We start from the raw sequence: 21980 nt of genomic DNA, 5'->3' as shown, positions 1-21980 counted from the left end.
GATGCAAGTCAGATGGTGTCAGTAAAAGAATGACCTTGCGGAAAGCCGGTAACTGCAACTCGTGTTAGAGGATATGGGAGGTATCAGTCTGGAAAGAAAAATATTTTCTATTATTACTCCGACATATAATTGTGCGGCAAAGATTAAAAAAACCATTGAATCAGTATTAAGCCAAAATAAAAGTTTATTTGAGTACATTATTGTAGATGGTCTCTCAGATGATGGTACCTCGGAAGAGATTGAGAAATATAGTGATGAAATAAAACTAATTGTTGGAAAAGATAAAGGTGTTTATGATGCAATGAATAAAGGAATCGATATCGCCTCAGGTAATTATTTATATTTTTTGGGAGCAGGAGATCAACTGAAAGAGGGTATATTGGAAAAAATTAAGCCGATTATGCCTCAAGATGGTTTAAGCTTTGTCTATGGGAACGTGTATAGATTAGATCATAACAGGATTTATGATGGGCAATTCAAAAAACATAAATTAAGCAAGAGAAATATTTGCCATCAGGCTATATTTTATGAAAGAAATATATTTGATCTTGTCGGCAAGTATGATTTAAAGTTTAGAACTAAAGCTGATTATGCTTTAAATTTAAGATGTTTTGGTTGTAGGGAAATTGATAAGATATATGTTAATGAAGTTATTGCTGAATATGAAGGATTTGGTTTAAGTTCTGATAAGGAAGATGAAGATTTCATGAAAGAAAAGCCGAAGCTGATTAAAGAGTGTTTGGGTAACAAAGAATATATTTTTTTTGAGCTAAGATCTGTTTATGTAAAAATATTAAAGAAACTCAAGAGCTAATAAGTAATATTGACTAATGAATTAATTTGCAAAGAAGATTCATGCTCGTAACCTTCTTATTTATTAAGCCATATTATATTATTACGACTGGTAAATAAGGGGGAGTTCAAGATTGAAAATGAATGTGCCGCTTTCCGCTCCGGATATTGGCCCGCTGGAAAGGCAGGCAGTGATGCAGGTATTGTCCGGCTCTGTGCTGAGTATTGGCCCGCAGTTAGAAGCGTTTGAGAGATTGGTGGCTGGTTATGTAGGGGTAAAATATGCTGTCGCAGTGAATAGCGGTACCAGCGGCTTGCATTTAGTCATCAGGTCGCTGGGTATTGGTGAAGGGGATGAGGTGTTAACTACTCCCTTTAGTTTTGTTGCTTCCGCTAATTGCATGTTATTTGAGCGGGCCAAACCGGTGTTTGTAGATATTGACCCCTTAACATTAAATATAGATGTTAGTAAAATTGAAGAGAAAATAACCCCTAAAACCAAGGCGATTCTTCCTGTCCATGTTTTCGGTTATCCGGCTGATATGAGGGAAATATTGGACTTAGCTAAAAAATATAAGCTTTATGTTATTGAAGACGCTTGTGAGGCCTTGGGGAGCCGGTATCATAATAAAATGGCCGGCAGTTTGGGGGATATCGGGGTATTTGCCTTTTATCCCAATAAACAAATAACTACCGGTGAGGGCGGCATGGTGGTTACTGACAGAAGTGAGTTAGCCGATTTGTGCCGGAGTATGCGTAATCAAGGCCGTGAAGAGGGCAACGGATGGCTGGAGCATTGCCGGTTAGGCTATAATTACCGGATGGATGAATTGAGTGCGTCTCTGGGTGTGGTCCAGATGCAGCGGATTGATGAAATATTAAACAAGCGGCAGGCGGCAGCCGAAAAATATAGCACCAGGCTTAAAGAGTTTGCCCAAGTGGAACTGCCTTACGTGGGCCCGGAAATTAAGATGAGCTGGTTTGTATATGTGATACGGGTGCCTGATCGCGACCGGGTATTGCAATACCTGAGGGCAAGAGGAGTAGGCTGTCAAACATATTTTCAGCCTATCCACCTGCAGCCCTTTTATACAAAGATGTTCGGCTGCCAAAAGGGTAATTTTCCTGTAACCGAGAAGGTGGCTTCCTCCACTTTGGCTCTGCCCTTTGCCAGTAATTTAACCGATGAACAGATTGATTATGTGGTAGAAACACTGGCTGAGGCTCTAAATTGAATTTTTAATTAATGAGAACCTGCTGAAGCGGCAGGTTTTTATGCTCTGGAAAATCGTGTTTGTGTTGACATGGGAAATATATGCTTATGCAATAATGCCATGTAACTATTTTTGATTATTTCTGGGAATTTAAAGAGCAAAAATGAAATATGGTGTTATAAATTGGGGGCAAGGTTTTAGTTATGAAAATATTGGAGAAGTTTTTAGATTGTTTTCGTGCACTTTTGCTTGGTGATTTTCCCGGTAAGCTAAATACACTAATTAAACAAACGGAAATTAATTCAATGTTATTAGCTAAGTTGCATATTCAAAAAATTAGGGAAGTAAGCAATATAAAATCCTTGAAAGATGTTGAGTTTAAAGTGTTTTCGCAGTGGGGCGAAGATGGAATTATACAATATATTTTAAGTAAGATACCAATAGAAAACGAAATTTTTATTGAATTTGGTGTTGAGAACTATACAGAATCAAATACCAGATTTCTTCTTATTAATGATAACTGGAAGGGTCTTGTTATTGACGGCAACCCCAAACACATTGAGTATATAAAAAAAGATCCTATTTACTGGCAGTACAGCTTAACTGCAATTTGTGAATTTATAACCAGGGAAAACATTAATGATGTTATTGCTCTGGCAGGAATAAGTGGAGATATCGGCCTGCTTAGTATTGATATAGATGGCAATGATTACTGGGTTTGGAGTATTATTGATGTAATAAGCCCAAGAATTGTGATATGTGAGTATAATAGTGTTTTGGGATCTGACTATGCCATTACTGTTCCTTATGACCCTCATTTTATTGCTGCGCACGCACATTATTCCGGTATGTATTTAGGTTGCTCTTTACCGGCTCTTTGTAAGCTGGCTGATAGCAAGGGATATAATTTTATTGGTTCAAATAGTTCGGGATGCAATGCATTTTTCATCAGAAAAGACCTGTCACACCCATTTAATGCAGTTACCGCTAAACAAGGTTATGTGGAAAGTAAGATCAGAACATCAAGAGATAAATATGGTGATTTAACTTATTTATCAGGAAAGGACAGATTAGATGTGATCGCTGATTTAGATATATATGATCTTGAATTGGGAACCACCCGCCCGCTAAAAGAGTTGCTGACCCGGTGATTTGATAAAGAGGAATCCAGTGGTTTTCAATGCATGTCGGTCTGCGAGGAGCGATGGTTTTGCAAGGGGAAAATTTAATCGGTCAGAACTACAAAATTTCCGTGGCTCTATGTACTTTTAACGGTGGCAATTTTATTGGGCTGCAGTTGGAAAGCATACTTAATCAGTCAAGACCTCCGGATGAGGTAATTATATGCGATGACGCATCAACGGATGACACAATTGCCATATTGCGCCGTGTGGCAGCCGGTCGATCATCGACAGTACGTATCATTCAAAATGAAAAGAAACTGGGCTGCGTGAAGAATTTTGAAAAAGCCATTAAACTTACAACCGGTGATATTATTTTTTTAAGCGATCAAGATGATGTTTGGTTTAAAGAAAAAATTGCATCTGTTTTGATTGCTTTTGGGGAAAGTGACAATATTGGTTTGGTATATAGCGATGCTATTATAACAAATGCTGCGTTGGAAGCTACCGGCTGCACCTTGTTTGGTCGCAGAAAAAAAATGCATCTTTCCGGAAAGAGATTACCACATCAGCTCATGCGTGGTGTCGGAATTAATGGCTGTACTATGGCATTTCGGTCGTGTTTGAAAGATTTCATTTTACCGATTTCAGAAACGGAAGGATGGGGGCATGATCATTGGATTGCTTTTATTGCTCACGCAGTTATGGATAACCGTTCAATAGATAAACCTTTGATGTATTATCGTCGACATGGACATAATTCTGGAAATGATCCTTTTTTAGACGGTGGATGGTTAACAAACTTGAGAGGCTTAGCAACTGAAGGAACTACAGCTTACGCCAGGGATTTGTATCGTTGGGAAGTAATGCTGATGCGCTTAGATAAAATTGAGAAAAGTCAAAGTTTACTTTTGGAGTATCGCGCCAGGTTAAATATATTTAAAGGAGAATGTGAACAGCGCATTAAGTTTGCTCGATTAAGAGAGCATATTAAGCAGGCCGGCAGGATGAAACGCATAATGCCATTAGTGCATGCTTTGTTGAAGGGTAATTACCACCGTTATCTCCATGGCATTAAAAGTTTTTTTAAAGATTTACTGATACTCTAGCTAGGAAATTATGCTTATGAAGATCTGTGGATAAGTCATTGTTTGAATGTAAGTACAAATTAATCTTGTACAGCAAGGTTTTTTCTGCATAATTTCCGACCGGCACAAGTGCCTATGGCTGTCAAGAAAGCTGCTTTAAGAACTTTATTGTGTAAATAATAAGCCGCTAACGTTTAAATCGTACGCGGCTTATTGTTGTGTTACGGTTTGTAGTTATTCAGTAATTTTGTGCAAATCCATATATAACTCTCCATTCGAGACAGTACATACTATAAAGTGATAAAAGCCGCCGAATTCTTTGGGTATATGAGGATTTGAACCAGCACCTCCGGATATAACATATTTAGTGGAATTTATAACAGAGCTGTAGTAACAGTGTATATGCCCGGAGAATACAGCCGTTACTTTATATTGATTCATCAGTTTATAAAATTCTTGTCTTTCAACGGGATCTTTCCAGGCTACAGGGGGAATGTGGGTAAATATAATTGTATTGGTATAATCTTTTTGAGCTAATTCAAGTTGCTTTATTAACCATTTCCACTGTTCTGATTCAGGCTTTAACTTATGTTCAAGGGTGTTCTTGCTTTCTTGCCAGGCGGTGTTTAAAACAATGAAGTATGTATCTTTAAAAGCAAATGAGTAGTAGCATTCTTGATTAGGTGAAGTCATATTGTCCGAAAAAATTTTAAAAAAATTGTTTTCACCATTTCCCATTTTCATACCTTCATTGTTGCCCCTGATAATATCGTGATTACCAATGGTAACATATAAAGGGCAGTTTATTTGATTAAATACATTTTTAAGATTAGATATATCATATGGATTTGCTCTGTTAGTGCCATCTCCGAGAAACATTACAAAATCAGGATTAAATGAGTTAGTGCCTTCAATAATTAATTTTATAATTTTCTCATTAAAAAATGGTTTCTTGGAAATCGCGCAATCTCCGAAAACTACAAAGGTTATTTTATCAGAAGCTTTATTTTCAGAGGTTAAGACTGCTGGTTTTTTTGAATTTTGATGACTGTAGTAACCGAAAATACAAGCCACGCCTACCAATATTATAAGTATGCTGATAGCTTTCATGTGAACCCCCTTGACGGCTGTTTTTTTGCCAGTATTACAGGTGAATTTTGATTACATAGTATGCATTATTTAATTTTTTGTTCTAATAATGTTCTATTATCGATTAGCTTTGGCTGAAATCATTTTGATTGATGATAATCGGTACTTATGAAGAGGGAATATTTTATTGCTATCAGGTTGCATACAAGTTATTATATATAATAGAAGTCATGAAACGGTAATACGGCTGGTCTGCTTGACAAACTTACATGAGACACGGTTATAAATTTTAGGCATATTAGAAGTTGTTGAGGAAAATTCGAAATAGTGTGGATATTCAATTCAGAGCTTAAACAATGAATGAGACAGAAAGGAGACAAGCCAAGTGGATTTATCTCAAAGAATTAAAGATATTGCCAATAACCATGATTATTTTACTGGGTTGACTCGTGATATGTGTACCTGTGATAAATGCCAGGCTAAAGCACCGGCTTCAATATTTGAGCATTCCGGAGAAGGGATGATTATTGTGATTTCCTGCTGTTCCTCCTGTGGTGAAATACTTGATATCGAAACTACCAGATTGGGATAGAGTAGTTCGGGAGTTATATATTTTGCAAAAGATATTTTTACATTTCATATATTTTTGAGACTATAAAACTATTGGATATTTTTATATAACAGGCAACAATATATTTCCGTTTAGCTAAGTATATTTGGAGGTAATGGACATGCATAACAACAAAAAACTCCTGTTGGTAGTAGATATGTTGAAGGATTTTCTGGATCCGGACGGCAAGCTTTATTGTGGGGACAAATCAAGGGATATCATTCCTTATGTACAAAACCTGGTCAAAAATTTTATTGACGAAGATAATGATGTGTTGTTTATCTGCGACAGTCATAATGAAAATGATTTGGAATTCGAAATGTTTCCCCCGCATTGTATCAGTAATACGGATGGGGCGCTTGTAATTGATGAATTAAGTGATTATGTAGCAGCAGATAATATAATTAGAAAAACACGTTTTAGCGCTTTTTATAATACGAATTTGGATAAGCTTTTGGAGCAGGCAAATTACGAGCAGGTTCATATTGTTGGGGTTTGCACGAATATTTGTGTTATGTACACGGCTGAAGAATTATGTAACCGTGATATAAATACCTACGTACATAAAAAAGGTGTACAGTCTTTTGACAGCGAGGCGCATAAATTTGCGCTGCAGCAGATGAAATATGTTCTGGGTGCCAAAGTAATATGATATTTTATTCAAGGTGGTGAACGAGTTTGATAGAAATCAATGTACCTGGCAGGGGAATCCTGTGTATAAAATATCTTGTTCTGGACTATAACGGGACAATTGCTCTGGACGGTGATCTGGCCGAGCATATCAAGGAGAGAATTAACTTACTGGCGGAGCGTCTGGATGTATATATCATTACAGCTGATACACACGGCAGGTGCTCTAAAGGTTGTCAGGGGCTAAGTGCAAAATTGCACATCCTTAGCAAACCTCTGGGCGGGCCTGAGAAGATGGATTTTGTTGAACAACTGGGAGCTGTTAATGTTGCGGCTATAGGCAATGGGGCCAATGATGCTCTGATGTTGGAAAAAGCCGGTCTGGGCATTGCAGTGATTGGTTCGGAAGGTACAGCAGTAAAGTCCGTTTTAGCAGCTGACGTTGTTGTCACTAATATAATTAACGCTTTTGATCTGTTATTGAAGCCAAAACGCTTAATAGCCACATTGAGAGAGTAGTACTCTATTGATAATAGAAATAGAAATTTATAGAGTCTAATTGCAAATTATAAGGAGCGCGGATTAATACTCCTCGCTCTTTATAATTTGTTTTAAGGTTTTTTAGCTCAACTTAAAACGTATATCTATTTAGTGTTAATACCTTTTCTTAATAGAGCTTATTTTTATTAAGAATGAGGGCTATAACAAGAGTGCCGTAAGCTACAAAACTTCTAAAATACTCACCCATTGCGGCGTTGCCAAATATATTTTGTCCTGCCTGAGGAGACACAATAAACAGTGAGTGAAATAAAAAAATTCCCAGAACAGCATGCCTAACTTTTGCTTTTCTAATAGTAGCGCCTCCGGCCAACAGTGCTGCACCGGAGAATATATCTGAGTTTAGATGAGCTGTATATACATTCAACATACCTATATTTTGCAAATAAATCATTTGACCTATACTGGCTATAACTGTTGATATAATCATAGCGTTTATCCTTACAGAGTTAATATTGATACCTAAACTTTCTGCCTTTTGCATATCTTCGCCGGTGACTCTGATTTTCTGACCCAGTCGTGTGTTCATCAGGTAGGCAGAAATAATACAAAAACTCAGCACCACTATAAGCATAAAGACAGGTATAATTATATCACCCACGTTTATTTTCCATATATTATCAAGTATGTTCCTATAGGGTGCGAGATCAACCATATTTCTCACCCCGACACCTCTGCTCAAAATGATTTCCGTATTGCGAGGCTTGATAAAAGTTCCATAGCCGGCTAAAAAGATTAATTGATAAACTCCATTGGCCAGAAAACCTATAATAATAGTAGTAATCATTTCCTTGCCTTTTACTTTGTTCAAAATGTATCCAATAGCATAACCCAGTATAACCGACAGAACAACAGCAAAAAAACAGGCTATTATAAATCCTGTTATACCATAAAAATTTAGATCAATTGCTAATATCAGAACAATCTGAGCGGATAAAGCACCAACAGTTATGGCAAAGTTGAGTCCCATACCTGCAGTAATTGGCAGAAGCAGTGATAGAACTAATATTCCGTCTCGAATAAATCTGGTAATCACTTCATTGATCACGAACGACAAACTCATTTCTGAAAAAAACATACCGACAGTAAATAATAGGAGAAAAATAAACGGCACAGGATTAATATTTTCTAAATTTAATATCTCTTTATTATTTGTATAGTGTTTAGTAATAATATTTTTGTTCAATTGATGTCTTTCCTCCCTCATAGAGAAGAGCATATAGAATAATGCCGTTTGTAATTACTGTGCGGAGTATTTCCGAAACTCCCGGAGCTAACATAGTATTAGCTACCGGACCGGTTATAACATAAACAGACTGAAACAAGAATGTGCCTATAATGACATTTCGAACAGAGGCTTTTCTTCCCGTGCTGCCGCCAATTAAAATAGCTGAAGCAGCAGGGAATGCCATCATCAAAGGTGCTTCGTATAATTCAATAAAGCCGTAACTCTGTGCGTAAACACAAATACCAACTGCCCCCAGCGCTGTTGACAAAACAGTGGACAGAATCCTCATTGCGCTCACATTTATACCGGCTAAACGTGCAAAAGTTTCATTTTCACCGGTAACGGAAATGGCTAAACCGATTTTTGTCTTAAAAAATAAGTAAACCATCAAACATAATATCAAAAAGGTTATCAGGAAACCGATGGATATTTTGAATTGCCCTATGTTAATTAGCCATAGATTGTTCAATATTTTTGCAAAATAATTGTTTAGACCGATAGTCGGTCGTAAGCCATGTCCACCGATAGGCCACAGCATCTGAGGATTGTTAAAGGGGGCTATAGACCAGAATAGACTCATAATGAATACAAAAGAAAAGCCGATAAAGACACCTGCTATTTCCTCTTTACCCTTAAGTTTGTTTAAAACCATACCATAACTATAACCAAATACAATACTTATGGGTAAAGAGAATGTAACAGCTGCAAGAAAACCTATATAACCTGTTAGTTTTAAATTGACGCTCAGACACATGCCAAGTAAGCCCGCGCTAATACCAATCGGTAACCCATAGTTTATTCCGGCTCCTGAATTCAACATGGGTATTAGAGATAATACCAGTACACCGTTCATGAAGAGCCTGTTTAAAGAGTCATTAAGCAATCCCATAAGAGGTATGTCTATCATGAAAGCTGTAACCATCAAGAAGCTCAAAAATAATAAGATAATTAATTGAAGAAGGTTTTGACCAACCAGTAACTTAAACTTTTTCACTCTCAGTTAACATCTCCCCTGAAAACGCAAGGATAATTTCTATATCGTCTGTTTCCGGCGAAAATATATTAAAGATTTTGCCTTCATGCATAACAACTATTCTGTCGCAAACACGTTTTAGTTCGTCCAATTCACTGGAGGCTATAATAACGGTTGTTCCCAGATTTTGATTGATATCCAATAGAATATGCAGAATAATTTCCTTGGCTGCAATATCAATGCCTCTTGTTGGCTCATTAACAAATAATATTTTTGGATGCATTGTTATGGCTCTTGCCAGACATACCTTTTGTTGGTTTCCTCCGCTAAGAGAATTTACCTTTTGTTTTATGTTATGGCAGCGTATATCAAACTTTTTAATACACTGCTTCGTATAGTCGGAGCTTTTTTTTCTATCAATAAAGCTGAGATTATTATAAAAGAAAGGGGCTAAAAATTCATTTTTTATCTGTACGGGTGTAAAAATTATATTTTCCATAATTGATCTGTCGAGCAGCAAACCCGAATTTCTTCGGTCATCTGGCAGAAGGTAAATCCCTTTAGCGAGAACCTCTGCAGTATTTGTAATATCAAGTTGCTGATTATCAAAAATTACGTGTCCCGAGTACGGGTAGATACCAAACATTCCATTACCAAGAGCTAATTTCCCATGTCCGGATAGACCGGCAATACCTACAATCTCACCGAGGTAGATATTAAAATTAATGCTGCTAATCATTTCTCCCGGCATATGGACACTGAAATCTTTAAAAGTCATAATAACCGGGTCTTCTTTATCTTGCAGTTTTTTCCTTTTATTGCGCTGTATCTTGTTTATGGTATGCCCTATCATGCTCCTGGCAATATGTTTTATAACAGATGTTTTTAGTTGATTAGATTTAAAATTGCTTAAATTGAAGGAGTCAACAATTTCACCGTTTCTCAATACACTGACTTTATGGCAAATAGATACTATTTCCTCTAACCTGTGAGAGATAAGTATTATAGCCGTATCCTTTAAATCATTATTGTGCAACACTTTCAACAGTTTTTCCGTATCCTCCCGGCATAAAGCTGAAGTTGGTTCATCCAATAGCAGAACTTTTAAGGACTCTTTGCTTATTTCTCTGGCAAACTCAACAAAGTGTTTTAAGTTAACAGATAAGTCCAAAATTTTTAATTCAGAATCCAGCTTGATATTTAACCTTTGTAAGATATTTACCGTCTTTTTTCGGTTTTTTTCTTTATCTATATAAGCCAGGCTCTCACCTAAAAATTTTTTGCTTAGAGGGAAGACTTTTTCTCTTCCCATCAAGATATTTTCCCTCACCGTCAAATACGGAATTAGAGCGAATTCTTGATGTACCATGCCAATGCCTAATTTTACCGCCTGGTTGGAATTCTGAATCGTCACTTTTTTGCCTTCCAGAAAGATATCTCCTTTGTAACCTCCCGAATTTCCAATATCAGACATGCCGAATAATATATTCAATAACGTACTTTTGCCGGCACCGTTTTCTCCAACCAGCCCATGAATTTCACCTGGTTTTATTTCCAAGTTAATTTTTTTTAAGACTTCAATATTACCGTACCTTTTTGAAATATTGCATAACTTTAGCATTTTATATCCTCAAAAAATAAAGTACAGGGAGTTCCTGTACTCATTATTAGGTTCTGTATTTTATTAATAAATAATTGAATCCATAATGATTAGCCAGTAGTTATTTAATTCGGGTTTCATTTTATTAAAGGTCACGTTAACCCCGGCAATCTTATTAGCAATTTGATTTAACTGCTCAACATTTGTCTTATCAACTTTTCCTTCGACAATGCCTTTTGCTACTTCAACTGCAAATTCCGGGAAGAATACGCCAACCGGAATTGGCCAGGTTGATAACCTGCCTGTTACATTGGCCTTTGCCGCTTTCTCCTTAATCATTTCATTAATCTTAGGGAAATTGCCCGCATCTTCCGGCTTGATTTCCAGGCCCATAGCAGCTGGAAAACCTTGTGTGGGTGTAGGACAGCATTGTTCGGCCATGATAAAACCTAATTCCAGTTCTTTAGCAATTATTACATCCTGCATAGGGCAATTTGTACCAAAAATACAGGTATCCTTTCCATACTTGTCTATTTGTCTTGGAATATCCTCTTGCAAGAATTGCAACATAGCGGAAGGCCCACCACCTGTCTGAGGATCCGGTGTGTTTATCTCTACAAAAGTCATACCCAATTTGCTGCATGTTTCTTTCATTTTATCTCTTCTATTAGCCAGCAGTTCTTTGGCCATATGAGTCGGGAAAGAGTAATGGATGAAAGTCTTAGCCCCCATTTTATGGGCTTTGGTAGGTATCGTTTCCCCTCTTTGTAGCCAGTCGGTATCCAGGCAGAGGTCTATGTATTTGGACATCAAATCAGGGTCATCCCAGATAGGAGCGGTTACCACGACCATGTCCGGTCTCTTTTCTTTTATTTTTTGGATGGCAGGCAAAATTCCTGAATAGCCTGCACATATGACTACCGCTTTGATTTCTTTATCATCACCCAGGCTGACTATTTGTGAAATAGCTGTTTCCTGTTCAGCAGAAAAATTATCCGGCAATACAATATGTTTGATCATGTTGGGATATTTTTTGCTAACCTTTTCTGCGCCTCTGAACTCGTCTTCACTGGCAGAAAGTGTAGGGGTTACTACACCAACTTTAAAAGTTTCTGCGTTTGGTGTTGTTGACGTGGTTTGTGTATTGCTGCTGCAGGCTGCACAGCTAATAGTCAAAAAGACCAGAATTAATAGAGTAGATATTTTTTTAATCACCTTTATACACTCCTTGAGTTAAATTGCCTAAAACATTTCAACAAAAGCCTCAACTCTTACTCTAATCCAGTTTTCATCCGATTCAGAATAATCAGTCTCCAGTTGAAGATAAGGAATACCTAGATTTTGAATAAACCTGCCAAGTGGATAAGATTCAATATTGTAGGTATGGCAGGCCTGCCAGGTTAGGTCAATAACCCCGTCAACCATGTATTCCTCAATTAACTTTGACAAGATATCATACCGGCGCTGATTAGGTGTCATGCAGGGACAGGCAATATTAAGATAATACTTAGCTAAAGCAGTCATAGGATCACCTGATTCATCTACTGAATCGACCAGCGTTTTCATACCGCCACAGTTTTCCATAACTACAACCGTGGCTGCTTCTTCAATAATATTTAATACCTTTTTACAAGTGGTTGGGCATCCGGTTAGTAAAATGCGGGGTTTAGGCTCTGTACCGCCTCTTATTAGAGCATATTCAATTACCCGTAATAGTCTTGTTATGTGAGAAGATAAGTCAATTTCTAAACCCCAGCTATCGATAGCAATATTAATTTCTCGACCGGTCAAAAGGGTTTGCCCCTTTTTATTCAATTGAAAAAGACTGTTTTTTAGCTGTCTGGCCTTATTGTATAGCCTGATTGTCTCAAATAGTTTTTCATTAGTAATTTTACATTCTAATTTTTCTTCTAATAGATCCTTAAGAAGGTATAATTCGCTTAACCAGTATTCGAAAGCGCTTTTACTGGCGGATGTTTGCGGTAACTGAAGCAAATGTACCGGTTTAATCCTGCTCAATAGTTCAAACATTTTTTTCTTACCGTCACAAGTAGCATCTGCTATAAGAATATCTGCAAGATCAAAATAGGGACAGGTGTTGGTTATCGCAAAACCGTAGCTCGATTTGATTAAGGGACATAAGTTTTTAGGTAAGTGCTGTTCTGCCGCAGGTATAGGTTTATTGGAAGATCCACATAAAGATACCGGTATGCCACCTGCTGCAGCAATTAGCTCTCTTGGGGTAAAGGCGCAGTATACACCTACCACCTTAGTACCCTTCGCCTTTTGTTCTTTGGTTGATAGTATCACTTGCTTTTCTACTTCATTTAGATAACTAAGACTTAACATTTGCATCTGCTCCAATTATTTTAAAGCTCACATTGAAGTTAAAATGAGATCTTTTAATAGTACTGATTTTATGCATTTATGCAATGGTGCAATTCGTGTTTCTGTTAACCTCCTATCTATAATAATTTTTTCGTACTCTAGGATAATGTTTCAAAATAGATTTTTATAATTCAATATACGGTATTAATTATCTCATAGCTATCTATATATTGTGCTTGTATTATAAAATTAAGACTTTTGAAATATTATCCTTATAAAAGATTTGTGGATAAGTTAAGATTAGTCTGCATAATTTCCATCAAGCACGAGTGCCTGTGGCTGTTCGAAAGTCGCATAAGATGACTTTCTTGTCGAATTATAAATTAATTCTCTATAGATCTATGAATTACCTTTATGAATAATATGAAAATTATTTATATTAAGAAAAGGAAATAAAATAGCCACCATGATAAGGTGGCTATTGTTAGAGTTTCTTAATTGTCCATCTGTACAGCTTTTACAGTTGTATATTCCGCATCATGCTTACCTTTGACCGAAAGGAAATTCTCTGCCTCGTTCCAGGAGACTTTAATATCAATGCCGTCAGTGAAATTAATTTCTTTTAAATTAATTTTAGCATGTCTCATCCAGTCTTCTGTCAAATGCACAAAGACAAGTTCAAACTTATTGTTCCTGACTAAACGAAATCTCGCCTCACCTAAAAGCTTGTAAAAAACAGGAGCTTCTTTAACAGCCTCATCCAGCACTGCCGCTTCAGTGCAAGAAAACTCTAGCATGCCTTTGTGTTCATTGGTGATCATTTCAGCCAACTTATTTTCCAAGTTTCTCATCCCCTTAGATTAAAAAGTTTTCTGTAATTATAAAATTGATTAAGTTCTTTGCCAACATTTTATTGTATAAAAATTATTTTATTTTCTATGTTATAATTAGTATAAAGCAGGAGTAAAAATAATAGTGCTTTTAAATACCGGGGGTATTCTATGCCAAAAATTTTGCCGGAAGATGTACAGCAGTATATAAGAAATTTAATCCCACCAAGAGATGAATTGCTGTCTTTTATGGAAAAGACAGCAGCAGAAAAAGTGGTACCTATAGTGGAGCCCGAAGTAGCGCAACTTTTATACTGGCTGGCGCTTTCTCATAAGTGTAGCAGAGTTTTGGAGATAGGTACGGGTATTGGCTATTCCACTCTCTGGTTGGCTAAAGCCGTGATACCTGTAGGAGGTAAGATAACTACTATAGAAATTAACAAGCCCCGTTATGACACCGCCTGTGAGAACTTTAGACGGGCAGGCTTAGTGGAAAATATTGAATTAATTTTTGGCGATGCCAGAGAAATCCTATTCGATCTGTCAGGGCCCTATGACTTAATTTTCCTTGATGCGGCTAAGGGTAAATACCTTGAATTTTTAGAAAAATGCGTAGATATATTGCAGCCTGGAGGAATTTTGGCGGCAGAAGATGTCTTTATGCGTGGAATGGTTATTTCCGGAGAAATAGATAAGCGAAGAAACAAAACAGCAGTAAGCAGGTTAAAAGATTATTTGGAAAGGATAATACAGCACCCTCAGCTAGAAACGACTATAATTCCAATGGGAGACGGTATTGCTCTGAGCTTAAAAAAACAGAATGAAATAAATAATCGTAGCGTAACTGGTAGATAACCGATTTTATTAATAAATATATTATAGTTGCTGCAAACTAAGTTATAAAGCATAATATTACTGGCATATAAACCTCTGCGAAGTTAATAATACTATCAAGGAGGTGAATTTACTGTGTCGAGAAGTAAAGGTTTGCTTTCAGACGCAACTAAATATGAGTTTGCCAGGGAACTGGGAGTAGCAAATAAATTAAATAATGTTAATATAGATTTTAACAATGAATTTAGCGATGAATTAACCGGTTTTAAAAATACCACAGGCACACTGGATTTTGGCAATCTTTCTTCCCGGGATTGCGGTAATTTTGTCAGGTTGGCTATTCAAAAAGCCGAGAAGGGTATGATTTGACTATAATTTTATTAACCCACTTATCTATAGATTATTTTTCGCATTTTTTCAGCTGAGTATCAAGGTTTCAGTATATATGATGCTGAAACCTTTTTTGTACTCTGGGAAATTGATATAATGTAAGGAATCCGGTAATAAAATAATAATCAGGGAGGTTACTGATGAGATTCTATTATAGAGCAACTTCTGATATGGTCCAAAGTATAATGTCCGATGGTTTTGCAGATAACATAGCCCAAGATATTAATGTTACTGAGCTGGCCGGTATTTGGCTGACAGATATGCTATTTAATGTGAATGAAGATTTGTCGGATATGAAAGTACTGGCAATAGATATCGATTTATCAGAAGAAGAAATGGCTAAATATGAAGTTACTGTTGACAGTATTCCTTATAGAGAATACTTATTTCCTGTAGAATTAATTAAAGATAAAGGTTCCCTGCAGGTAATGAAAGATAAGGCGGAGAAAGAAACAGCATATTATGATTATGTAGACAGTATGCTTGCAGAAAAAATTAATTGCAATAAAAATTAACTTATTATTTATTAACTTATTATTTATTAAATTATATATTTATTAAAAACAGAGCTCGTTGTTAACAGGGGGTGACTGGTTTGTCGAAGAGAAGAAGTAAAAGAAGATTTCACCCGTGGCGTTTTTTATTTAAATTTTTTTTAGTATTAACAATATTGTGTGCAGCAGGCTTAGTAGCTTCTTTTGCTTACGTTGGACTTTATGATATGCCGGTATTAAATACAAATGTATTAACCGGGGATACTTCTACTGTGTTAATGGATACGAATGAAAATGTAATTGCCAGGTTGGGAAGTGATGAAAGACTTCCGGTTAAAATAAAGCAGGTTCCTCAACTAGTCAAAGATGCTTTTCTGGCAATTGAAGATATTCGCTTTTATCAACATCACGGAGTAGATCTCAGGGCTATTATCCGCGCTGCCTGGGTAAACATTTCCGGCGGTGAACTGAGAGAGGGCGGCAGTACAATTACTCAGCAGTTAATAAAAATTTCTTACTTGACTCCGGACCGTACTTTTGAAAGAAAAATACAAGAAATAATTCTGTCAGTACAACTGGAGCGTAAATACACTAAAGATGAAATTTTTGAAATGTATTTAAACCGTGTTTACCTGGGGGCAGGTGCATATGGTATACAGTCAGCGGCTAAAATCTATTTTAGTAAAGACATTAACCAGCTTACCCTGGCTGAAACTGCTTTGCTGGCGGGTTTACCCCAGGCACCCAGTTCTTATTCACCTGTGCAGAACCCGTCTGCTGCTTTGGAACGTAGAAATATGGTTTTAGACAAGATGCTAAAATACAACATAATTGATGAAGCCAATTACCAAATGGCTAAATCTGAAGAGGTTAAATTGCACTACACTCCGCCAAAACAAACCTATGATTATCCCTTCTTTGTTGATTACGTTACGGATCAACTAATTGATAAATATGGGGAAGCCAGTGTTTATAAAGGCGGTCTGACAGTTTATGTAACTATTGACCGGGAGCTGCAAAAGATAGCTGAAGCGGCTATGTCCAATAAAAATAATTACCCCAGTACTGTAATCGCTAGCAACGGTACTGCTCAACCTCAGGGAGCGGCTGTATTTTTAGATCCACATACCGGATATATTAAAGCTATTGTAGGAGGTCGTCAGCACACTCAGGCCCGACAACTTAACCGTGCCACACAGATGTGGCGACAGCCCGGTTCAACTTTTAAACCGATAATAGCCTATGGTCCTGCTGTAGAATATAAAAATATGAAGCCTAGTACCATAGTTTATGATAAGCCTACTACCTATGGCAATTGGTCACCTTCAAATGATGATGGCATTTTCAGAGGGGCAGTATCTCTTCGTACTGCACTGGCAAAATCAATTAATATGGTAGCAGTAGAATTGTTGCACGAAGTTTCAATTTCTCAGGCAAAAAAATTCGCAGTTTCCTTGGGAATAGAATCACTGGATGAGCATGACGCAGGACTGGGTATAGCTCTTGGCGGTTTGCATAAGGGAGTTACGCCTCTTGAACTGGCCGGTGCTTACGGGGCTTTTGCCAATCAGGGTGTATTGGTTGAACCCACTGCCATTTTAAAGGTTAAAAGACCTGATGGGTCAGTGTTGGAGGAGGATAAGCCAGCTTCCCGAAGGGTAATGAAACAGACTACTGCGGAAACTATGACCGACATGCTTCAGTCAGTGGTAGAAAAGGGTACTGCTACTGCGGCGGCTATGGAACGGCCGGTAGCCGGAAAAACTGGTACTACTGATGATAACAAGGACATCTGGTTTGTCGGGTATACGCCGGAACTGCTTGGAGCAGTTTGGATTGGGTATGACACACCAAAAGCTATGCCTCATGCCTACGGGGGAACCTATCCGGCCCGCATGTGGAAACAAGTTGTGAGCAAGGCCTTAGACGGTGTGGCTGTTGCCAGATTTCCCGGAACCAGGGCACAAGATACTGTATATGTTCCAAAAACAACTGATGATAGTGTTTCTGATGAAAGCGAAGATAAAAATACTGATAATGAAACCACTTTTGACGACACCTTGCTTATTCCCCCTGCTGGCGAGACAGGTAAAAATGATAAGAAGAATAATAAAGACGATAATAAAGACAATAATAAACATCAACCGCCTGTTGTTAAAATTGAACCGGACACTCCTGCGGAGCAAAATGGAGATAAAGGAGAGGAAACTAAGGAGCAAACTACACCAATTGAACCTATATTGAATAAAGACACAGGTGCAAATACAGGCCAAGAGGGAGATTAATTGGCACAAAAATTATATGGTTTTGGGGGGATTCCCTATGTCACAAATCAAATGGGGTACTGTTTTAACTTTGTCCTTTGCACACATGATGAATGATTTGTGCACAAACATGCTGCCGCAACTAATTCCCTTTTTAATTGCTCTTCGCGGCTTTTCTATAACTAATGGAGCCACTTTGGTATCGGCATTTACCATCACCTCATCCTTGTTGCAGCCGGTATTTGGTTATCTAGTTGATCAAAAAGGACACAGGTGGCTGGTTTATGTTGGTACCATGTGGATGTCTCTTTTGCTTGGGATTAGTGGTATTATGCCTGATTACCCCGCGCTGTTGGTGGTCGCGGCTCTTTCCGGTATGGGTACCGCGGCTTTTCATCCGCAAGCTATGGGTATGGTGGGTCAGGTAAGCGGTAACCATAAAGGTTTTATTCTGGCTTTTTTTATTGCCGCAGGAAATATTGGGCTGGCGATCAGCCCTCTTATTTTGTTGCCGCTTTTTCATTACCTTGGTATTGCTTATACGTGGATAATAATCATACCTGGTATCATAACTGCAGTTTTTTTATACTGGTTAGCTCCCAGGCCTGAACGGCATAATATTGAGTCTCCCGGATTAAACCAGGTTATTGGGGCTTTAAAAAAATCTTCCAATGAATTGTCTAAACTGATGCTGGTTGTGGCTGTGCGTTCCCTTGTACATACAGGCTTAATGACGCTGCTGCCTCTATATCTTTTATCACGCAAATTTTCTCCGGAAAGTACGGGATACCTCATGTTTTCCACATTAGTGGCAGGAGCGGCAGGTGGTCTAATCGGAGGTTATATTTCAGACGAATATGGCAGAAAACCTCTGATTGTCGGTTCTCTTCTTTTGTCCTCGGTATTTTTTTATGGTTTTTTATATACTTCTGGGATGCTTTCATTTGTATTGTTGGGTTTAGGCGGTATGTCACTATTATCCTCGTTTTCTGTTATTGTAGCTGCTTCCCAGGAAGTTATACCTGATAATAAAGCTTTAGCTTCGGGATTAAGTGTAGGTTTTGCTGTTGGTATGGGAGGCTTGGCTGTATCAATTATCGGAAAATATGCTGATATTTACGGTGTATCTTCTGCAGTGCACTTAGTATTTTTATTGCCGCTGGCAGCGGCCTTACTTGGAATGTTTCTTACTGGTAAGGAAAAAGAACAAACGGCTTTAGATGGATAATAATAATAATCAGGCTATTAATTACAATTGCCTCTTGATTTAGGTATTTTTTTTTGGTATAAGGTAAATATACAGTTAAGCTTAATATAGGAGATGAAGTAGTGGATCGCTTAGACTTTTTGAAAAGGTTTTTGCTTAATCCCTGTACTATTGGTAGTATTACCCCCAGTTCATTTTATTTAACAGAAAAAATGGTTAAATCATGGGAAGTTTGTTTGTGCCGGAACATCATGGAATTGGGGGCAGGAACCGGTGTTTTTACGGAGAACATATTGAAACTAAAAAGTTCTTCCTGTAATCTGTACCTGTTTGAAAAAGATGAAAGAATGAATGCAGAATTAAAAAGTAAATTTCCGGGTATAAAACTATTTTCCGACGCCTTAAAAATACCTGAACTGAGAAGCACGGGAGAAATTGAGCAAGTTGATTTAGTCATTTCCGGGTTGCCTTTTACAGCAATGCCCGGCGAAATACGTAATAAAATACTTGAAGGTGCGTTTGATATTTTAAAACCCGGAGGCAAGTTCATTGCTTTTCAATACTCGCTGCATATGTTGAAACATCTAGAAAAAATGTACAATAGGGTTGATGTCGAATTTGTTTTGTTGAATATTCCACCTGCTTTTATTTACAGATGTGTAAAAGAACCAAAGCTCAAACACTCACTAATTATGTGAATAAATCAGTCAATCCACAAGAACAGCTTTTTCTATACGGGATGTTAAGTGTTAATAACGCAATCATTGAGATAGGAGTGAGTATAATGCCCTATATATTTGTCTACGGTACGCTAATGGAAGGCGAAAAATACTACTCTATTATCTCTCCTTTTGTTATTTCTACAAGACCTGCATATGTTAAGGGGCGATTATGCCATTTGCCATATGGATATCCCATGCTTTTTTTCCCAGGGGATGACGTGGTAAGAGGTGAACTGGTTCAAGTTAACAATGAACGAGCCGCTTTAAAATCAGTTGATTTACTAGAAGATTACTATGGACAGGATAATCCGCATAATCTATACTCACGCCGCAGAGTTAGTGTGTTTGTCAGAAAAGATAAAGAAAAAATGGCCTGGGTTTATACTTGTCCGGACAATGATATAGAACGAATGTGGAGTAAAGGTATTTATTTAAGTCATGGTGATTGGAAGTACTATCTGAAAACCGGCAATAAAGAGACACTAAATGATAAAATCAACAATGCATAATTTAGAGGATTTATCCGGTTAATATTGGTTTTCATATGCTAAAATAGGGTGGTGGTCATATAAAGCTCGAATTTGTCGGGTTTCGCTTGAGAATTTTAAAGAAACTAAAGAAGCAATTAATATTCTAGTCACTGAATGATCGTAAAAAGCTCCTGTATGCTACAGGAGCTTTTTAGTTTATTTATGCGATTTCCTGATAACTGATCCGCTGCCACTGGATGTGCGAGGTTTTGATGAAAAGGAACCACTGCTTTTATTTTTGGAATTAGAGTCAATACTGCTGCTTCCCGAACTGCCGGTAGTTGATTTGCGCACTACACTGCCTGTTCCTGAGGATGTAGAAGGTTTGCTGACGGAACTGTCCGGTTTTTTTATGCCGTTATCAGTATGTGAAGTGTTATAATCCCAGGGAGCTCTGTATTTCCCGTTGCCCGAGTACGTTTGCGGAGGAGCTCGATTACTCATGCTGCCAAAAATTTTATCCATTACAGTTGCGGTTAAATAACCGCTCCAAAAACCTGAATCCGTATTATTTTGGACAAACTGGTAATTACTTAAATATACTAAGGAATCCTGATTATTATTATCGTCTTTTTTAATTGTAATAATATTATCACTGTAAACAAGAACGGCTTTATCATCTTTAACCTCAGATTTTTCATTTGGCGCTTGGATCGAAGAAAGTTGATCTACTACTTGACTGGTTGAAATATTTTTTGCCTGATATACTTTTTGTATGCCGGTACTTGTATCGCCCTGAGCATCTAAAAGTGAATAGTTAGCGGCAATGTATTCTGTTACGGTTTGACCGCAACCGCAAAGTAGAAAAATACAAAACAATAATATGGATATAACGCCCAGTTTATTAATATATTTCATTACATCACCTCAATTGGCTATCAAATAATGCTTATTTCAAAAGTATCTATCCAACGCCCGTCATAATGAAAAAAACGGCCGCTTTGCCATTCGATACGGTATATTTCCTGTTGATCTGTTTCATATTGCCAGAACATTATTTCACCTGATCCGATAGGCGAAGTTCCTGAAGCAGTAGCGTCACATTCCCCGTTAAAGTCGAGAAAAAAATGTTTGTTATCCAGTATATATTCTGTTTTGACATCGTTAAATTCATCAAACCTTCCGGCAAACGGTTTAAGAATTATGGCTTTATCCGGTATTGATCTGTCAAGCAGCAAGGACTGTCTTTGTCTGCCTGATTTTAGCCAGTACAATACACTTTCCGGTTGTTTATGATATATTACTTTTGCCTCAATAATCCAGTCTTCTAAATCCAGAGAAATTACTTGTGCAACTTCCAGAGCAAATATTGAAGTTTCCCCGGCCGCCGGTTTATCAGCATTTTTTTCTGCCTGAAGGATTTTACTTATTCTCTCAAATACACCCATAATAACACCGCCCTTTAATAGTTTAATTAAAGCATTTTTTTTATAATTACACAATATGCAAAACAATGCAGTTAGACAAAAAATACTATA

The 21980-nt window shown here is 37.4% G+C and carries 23 protein-coding genes; 14 read left to right on the top strand and 9 right to left on the bottom strand.

Annotated features, from left to right (window positions below; translation table 11 throughout):
- The first annotated feature begins 61 nt into the window (after window positions 1-61).
- From DTOX_RS13765 to DTOX_RS13750, 4 genes are all read left to right on the top strand, one after another.
- Window positions 62-814, top strand: a complete 753-nt coding sequence (locus DTOX_RS13765) for a glycosyltransferase family 2 protein (protein ID WP_052292951.1) — start codon at window positions 62-64, stop codon at window positions 812-814.
- Between the two features lie 118 nt (window positions 815-932).
- A complete protein-coding gene (locus DTOX_RS13760; protein ID WP_042317265.1) occupies window positions 933-2027 on the top strand; it encodes a DegT/DnrJ/EryC1/StrS family aminotransferase in 1095 nt (364 codons plus the stop codon).
- Window positions 2028-2209: 182 nt separating this feature from the next.
- A complete protein-coding gene (locus DTOX_RS13755) occupies window positions 2210-3157 on the top strand; it encodes a hypothetical protein (RefSeq protein WP_015758293.1) in 948 nt (315 codons plus the stop codon).
- Window positions 3158-3216: 59 nt separating this feature from the next.
- Window positions 3217-4236 carry a glycosyltransferase family 2 protein gene (locus tag DTOX_RS13750; RefSeq protein WP_157862962.1) on the top strand — a complete coding sequence of 340 codons (1020 nt, stop codon included), beginning with the start codon at window positions 3217-3219 and terminating at the stop codon, window positions 4234-4236.
- Window positions 4237-4449: 213 nt separating this feature from the next.
- Here DTOX_RS13750 and DTOX_RS21590 read toward each other — a convergent pair whose 3' ends face one another.
- Window positions 4450-5325 carry a metallophosphoesterase family protein gene (locus tag DTOX_RS21590; RefSeq protein ID WP_015758291.1) on the bottom strand — a complete coding sequence of 292 codons (876 nt, stop codon included), beginning with the start codon at window positions 5323-5325 and terminating at the stop codon, window positions 4450-4452.
- A 364-nt stretch (window positions 5326-5689) separates the two neighbouring features.
- On the opposite strand from DTOX_RS21590, the gene DTOX_RS13740 reads away from it, so the two are divergent.
- The 3 genes from DTOX_RS13740 to DTOX_RS13730 all read left to right on the top strand — a co-directional run bounded on the left by DTOX_RS13740 (window position 5690) and on the right by DTOX_RS13730 (window position 7063).
- Window positions 5690-5896: a hypothetical protein gene (locus DTOX_RS13740; RefSeq protein WP_015758290.1), complete on the top strand. Its 207-nt coding sequence runs from the start codon at window positions 5690-5692 to the stop codon at window positions 5894-5896.
- Between the two features lie 139 nt (window positions 5897-6035).
- Window positions 6036-6566, top strand: coding sequence for a cysteine hydrolase family protein (locus DTOX_RS13735; protein WP_015758289.1), 531 nt, complete (start codon window positions 6036-6038; stop codon window positions 6564-6566).
- Window positions 6567-6592: 26 nt separating this feature from the next.
- Window positions 6593-7063, top strand: a complete 471-nt coding sequence (locus DTOX_RS13730; RefSeq protein ID WP_015758288.1) for an HAD family hydrolase — start codon at window positions 6593-6595, stop codon at window positions 7061-7063.
- 148 nt (window positions 7064-7211) lie between these two features.
- Here the strand turns inward: DTOX_RS13730 and DTOX_RS13725 are convergent, their stop codons facing one another.
- The 6 genes from DTOX_RS13725 to DTOX_RS13700 form a co-directional block, all read right to left on the bottom strand.
- A complete protein-coding gene (locus DTOX_RS13725) occupies window positions 7212-8288 on the bottom strand; it encodes an ABC transporter permease subunit (RefSeq protein ID WP_015758287.1) in 1077 nt (358 codons plus the stop codon).
- Window positions 8266-9324, bottom strand: a complete 1059-nt coding sequence (locus DTOX_RS13720) for an ABC transporter permease subunit (RefSeq protein ID WP_242652441.1) — start codon at window positions 9322-9324, stop codon at window positions 8266-8268. Before DTOX_RS13720 ends, DTOX_RS13725 begins: the two co-directional genes overlap by 23 nt.
- The gene (locus tag DTOX_RS13715) at window positions 9311-10924 is read right to left on the bottom strand and encodes a sugar ABC transporter ATP-binding protein (protein ID WP_015758285.1); all 1614 of its coding nucleotides are present in this window, start codon (window positions 10922-10924) and stop codon (window positions 9311-9313) included. The genes DTOX_RS13720 and DTOX_RS13715 overlap by 14 nt, the downstream gene beginning before the upstream one ends.
- Window positions 10925-10987: 63 nt before the next feature.
- The gene (locus DTOX_RS13710; RefSeq protein ID WP_015758284.1) at window positions 10988-12118 is read right to left on the bottom strand and encodes a DUF3798 domain-containing protein; all 1131 of its coding nucleotides are present in this window, start codon (window positions 12116-12118) and stop codon (window positions 10988-10990) included.
- Between the two features lie 27 nt (window positions 12119-12145).
- Window positions 12146-13252 carry a double-cubane-cluster-containing anaerobic reductase gene (locus tag DTOX_RS13705; RefSeq protein WP_015758283.1) on the bottom strand — a complete coding sequence of 369 codons (1107 nt, stop codon included), beginning with the start codon at window positions 13250-13252 and terminating at the stop codon, window positions 12146-12148.
- 473 nt (window positions 13253-13725) lie between these two features.
- Window positions 13726-14082, bottom strand: coding sequence for a hypothetical protein (locus DTOX_RS13700; RefSeq protein WP_422698381.1), 357 nt, complete (start codon window positions 14080-14082; stop codon window positions 13726-13728).
- 150 nt (window positions 14083-14232) lie between these two features.
- On the opposite strand from DTOX_RS13700, the gene DTOX_RS13695 reads away from it, so the two are divergent.
- The 7 genes from DTOX_RS13695 to DTOX_RS21585 all read left to right on the top strand — a co-directional run bounded on the left by DTOX_RS13695 (window position 14233) and on the right by DTOX_RS21585 (window position 20481).
- Window positions 14233-14916: an O-methyltransferase gene (locus DTOX_RS13695; protein WP_015758281.1), complete on the top strand. Its 684-nt coding sequence runs from the start codon at window positions 14233-14235 to the stop codon at window positions 14914-14916.
- Between the two features lie 114 nt (window positions 14917-15030).
- A complete protein-coding gene (locus DTOX_RS13690; protein WP_015758280.1) occupies window positions 15031-15264 on the top strand; it encodes an alpha/beta-type small acid-soluble spore protein in 234 nt (77 codons plus the stop codon).
- Between the two features lie 161 nt (window positions 15265-15425).
- Window positions 15426-15800 carry a hypothetical protein gene (locus DTOX_RS13685; protein ID WP_015758279.1) on the top strand — a complete coding sequence of 125 codons (375 nt, stop codon included), beginning with the start codon at window positions 15426-15428 and terminating at the stop codon, window positions 15798-15800.
- Between the two features lie 80 nt (window positions 15801-15880).
- Window positions 15881-18064: a transglycosylase domain-containing protein gene (locus DTOX_RS13680; protein WP_015758278.1), complete on the top strand. Its 2184-nt coding sequence runs from the start codon at window positions 15881-15883 to the stop codon at window positions 18062-18064.
- Between the two features lie 37 nt (window positions 18065-18101).
- Entirely contained in the window at window positions 18102-19271 is a 1170-nt protein-coding gene (locus DTOX_RS13675) for an MFS transporter (protein WP_015758277.1), read from the top strand.
- Between the two features lie 101 nt (window positions 19272-19372).
- Entirely contained in the window at window positions 19373-19948 is a 576-nt protein-coding gene (locus DTOX_RS13670; RefSeq protein WP_015758276.1) for a class I SAM-dependent methyltransferase, read from the top strand.
- An 86-nt stretch (window positions 19949-20034) separates the two neighbouring features.
- Window positions 20035-20481: a gamma-glutamylcyclotransferase family protein gene (locus DTOX_RS21585; protein WP_015758275.1), complete on the top strand. Its 447-nt coding sequence runs from the start codon at window positions 20035-20037 to the stop codon at window positions 20479-20481.
- A gap of 177 nt (window positions 20482-20658) precedes the next feature.
- Here DTOX_RS21585 and DTOX_RS13660 read toward each other — a convergent pair whose 3' ends face one another.
- Together DTOX_RS13660 and DTOX_RS13655 are read right to left on the bottom strand one after the other, a co-directional pair.
- On the bottom strand, window positions 20659-21360 hold the full coding sequence (locus tag DTOX_RS13660; protein ID WP_015758274.1) for a DUF4247 domain-containing protein: 702 nt from the start codon (window positions 21358-21360) through the stop codon (window positions 20659-20661).
- A gap of 20 nt (window positions 21361-21380) precedes the next feature.
- The gene (locus tag DTOX_RS13655) at window positions 21381-21890 is read right to left on the bottom strand and encodes a DUF4178 domain-containing protein (RefSeq protein ID WP_015758273.1); all 510 of its coding nucleotides are present in this window, start codon (window positions 21888-21890) and stop codon (window positions 21381-21383) included.
- Window positions 21891-21980 lie beyond the last annotated feature (90 nt).

The organism is Desulfofarcimen acetoxidans DSM 771 (assembly GCF_000024205.1).
Classification (GTDB): domain Bacteria; phylum Bacillota; class Desulfotomaculia; order Desulfotomaculales; family Desulfofarciminaceae; genus Desulfofarcimen; species Desulfofarcimen acetoxidans.
This window is presented reverse-complemented; position numbering and strand designations above follow the sequence as displayed.

What these genes read in the sequence shown, in the direction of transcription:
- DTOX_RS13760 (WP_042317265.1), top strand. Translation starts at nt 933, where the DNA reads ATGAATGTGCCGCTTTCCGCTCCGGATATTGGCCCGCTGGAAAGGCAG.
- DTOX_RS13755 (WP_015758293.1), top strand. Translation starts at nt 2,210, where the DNA reads ATGAAAATATTGGAGAAGTTTTTAGATTGTTTTCGTGCACTTTTGCTT.
- DTOX_RS21590 (WP_015758291.1), bottom strand. Translation starts at nt 5,325, where the DNA reads ATGAAAGCTATCAGCATACTTATAATATTGGTAGGCGTGGCTTGTATT.
- DTOX_RS13735 (WP_015758289.1), top strand. Translation starts at nt 6,036, where the DNA reads ATGCATAACAACAAAAAACTCCTGTTGGTAGTAGATATGTTGAAGGAT.
- DTOX_RS13715 (WP_015758285.1), bottom strand. Translation starts at nt 10,924, where the DNA reads ATGCTAAAGTTATGCAATATTTCAAAAAGGTACGGTAATATTGAAGTC.
- DTOX_RS13705 (WP_015758283.1), bottom strand. Translation starts at nt 13,252, where the DNA reads ATGTTAAGTCTTAGTTATCTAAATGAAGTAGAAAAGCAAGTGATACTA.
- DTOX_RS13700 (WP_422698381.1), bottom strand. Translation starts at nt 14,082, where the DNA reads ATGAGAAACTTGGAAAATAAGTTGGCTGAAATGATCACCAATGAACAC.
- DTOX_RS13695 (WP_015758281.1), top strand. Translation starts at nt 14,233, where the DNA reads ATGCCAAAAATTTTGCCGGAAGATGTACAGCAGTATATAAGAAATTTA.
- DTOX_RS13685 (WP_015758279.1), top strand. Translation starts at nt 15,426, where the DNA reads ATGAGATTCTATTATAGAGCAACTTCTGATATGGTCCAAAGTATAATG.
- DTOX_RS13675 (WP_015758277.1), top strand. Translation starts at nt 18,102, where the DNA reads ATGTCACAAATCAAATGGGGTACTGTTTTAACTTTGTCCTTTGCACAC.
- DTOX_RS21585 (WP_015758275.1), top strand. Translation starts at nt 20,035, where the DNA reads ATGCCCTATATATTTGTCTACGGTACGCTAATGGAAGGCGAAAAATAC.
- DTOX_RS13660 (WP_015758274.1), bottom strand. Translation starts at nt 21,360, where the DNA reads ATGAAATATATTAATAAACTGGGCGTTATATCCATATTATTGTTTTGT.
- DTOX_RS13655 (WP_015758273.1), bottom strand. Translation starts at nt 21,890, where the DNA reads ATGGGTGTATTTGAGAGAATAAGTAAAATCCTTCAGGCAGAAAAAAAT.